Raw genomic sequence first — 1,592 nt, 5'->3', positions numbered from 1 at the left:
GCTCAGGTGCCGCTCACTTGGTCAGCAGCATCCGGAACCCGGCAGCCGGCCCACGGCCGGAGGGGGCGACAGAGGCGCCCTCGCCCTTGCCGTCGATCCGAAGCGGCTTCCGGGTCTCGCGGTTGACGAGCTGATAGACGTCGGCTCCGTTCCCACGCCCCGAAGGCATCCACCACTGCTGACGCTGGTCACCGGCTGCGCAGGTGGTGAGCGCCGTCGTGTTCTTGCCGGACGGCGCGGTCAGGCACTTGTCGGTGCCCTTCAGCGCCACAGTGAGGTAGCCGTCCTTGCCGATGGCCCTCGACCAGACCTGCTTGTCGCCGGAGTCGCAGTCCTGCTGGACGACCGAGTCACCCTCGCCGCGCCCCAGGCAGAGTCCGCCCCGCTTCCCGGCGAGCCGCATCTCGAGGGCGGGAGCGGGCTGATCCTTGATCAGATAAGGGCTGTTGGCGAGGTTGTACCCGGGTCGCTGGGCCAGCAGGCTGCCCGACTCGGGCCGGGGGCGGAAGTAGGAGAACTCGTCCTTGGCGCAGTCCAGGAAGACGTTCGCCATGAGGTCACCACAGCGCGGGGTGCGGTCGTATCCACGGCAGATGGGATCGCCGCCCTGGTCATGCTTGTTGTCACAGTGACTGACACCGAACTGATGGACCATCTCATGAGTGACCGCGGGGACGGTCGCACAGCCCCACGAGACAGCGGCCCGCCCTCTGAACATGGAGGATCGCAGGCGTGCCTTCGGCGTCGTGGCGACGCCGCAGCCACGCGGCTTGGTGTCGAAGAAGTACACCGGCCGGGTGCGCTTGAACCGCTTCTTGACCGCCGCGGGAGCCTTGCGGATCTCGGCGGCAACGGCCGCCTCCGCCTTCATGCGGGCCTGAGGGAACGAGGGCCTGCCCGGCAAGCCGTCAACAGCGACGCTCATGACCTCGATCTGGCAGTCCTTGTCCTGGACGAAGCGCAGACGGCGGCTGTCCCCCTGGCCGAAGCGCTTGGCACTGGCTTCGAAGATCTGGTCGGCGCTCCACATGATGTGACGAACGCTCTTCACCCCGGCCGCCGGGTCCTTGCCTGCCCGGTGAACGTAGACCGGCTGGTACCAGCCCTTGTTGGAACTGTCCTGCTGGTCGCAGGCGACCGGGGGCGTCGTGATGGCGGCGGCCGGCGGGGACTTCTTCTCCGCCTGCTCCTCGCTCGCCCACCCGGGCAGACCGACAGCTGCCCAGCCCAGCGCGGCCGCAACGGCCATGGCTACGGGGATCGCGGCCATGCGCGTCGCCTTGTGCTTGTTCCTTGCCACGTGCTCTCCAACGTTGGAGGACCCGGGGAAAGGGATGCATCGGAAGGAGTTCTGGAGATCGCCCGGCGAAGGTACAGCATGGCGCGCATGAAGCCAAGAAACGTGAGCGACGGTAAAGGATTGGTAAACGACCGGGATGGGGTGCGGATTTCCAGGTCCCTCCCACGAGAACCCCTCAAGAAGCAGGACACCGGTCGAAGGGAACAGCACCGCGGAGCTGGAGATCGCCGGACGGAGTGACCGATCGAAGAAGGTCGGTCCTCCGCTCCGTCCAGAACCGCAACCTGATCCG

The 1,592-nt window shown here is 67.1% G+C and carries 1 protein-coding gene; it reads right to left on the bottom strand.

Annotated features, from left to right (window positions below):
* Positions 1 to 13 precede the first annotated feature (13 nt).
* Positions 14 to 1,300: an RICIN domain-containing protein gene (locus ACFTZL_RS44765; protein WP_382596349.1), complete on the bottom strand. Its 1,287-nt coding sequence runs from the start codon at positions 1,298 to 1,300 to the stop codon at positions 14 to 16.
* Positions 1,301 to 1,592: the final 292 nt, after the last annotated feature.

This window comes from Streptomyces sp. NPDC056948, assembly GCF_042674225.1.
GTDB classification, from domain to species: domain Bacteria; phylum Actinomycetota; class Actinomycetes; order Streptomycetales; family Streptomycetaceae; genus Streptomyces; species Streptomyces purpurascens.
Note: the sequence above shows the minus strand (reverse complement) of the source record. Positions and strands in the feature narration are given on the sequence as shown.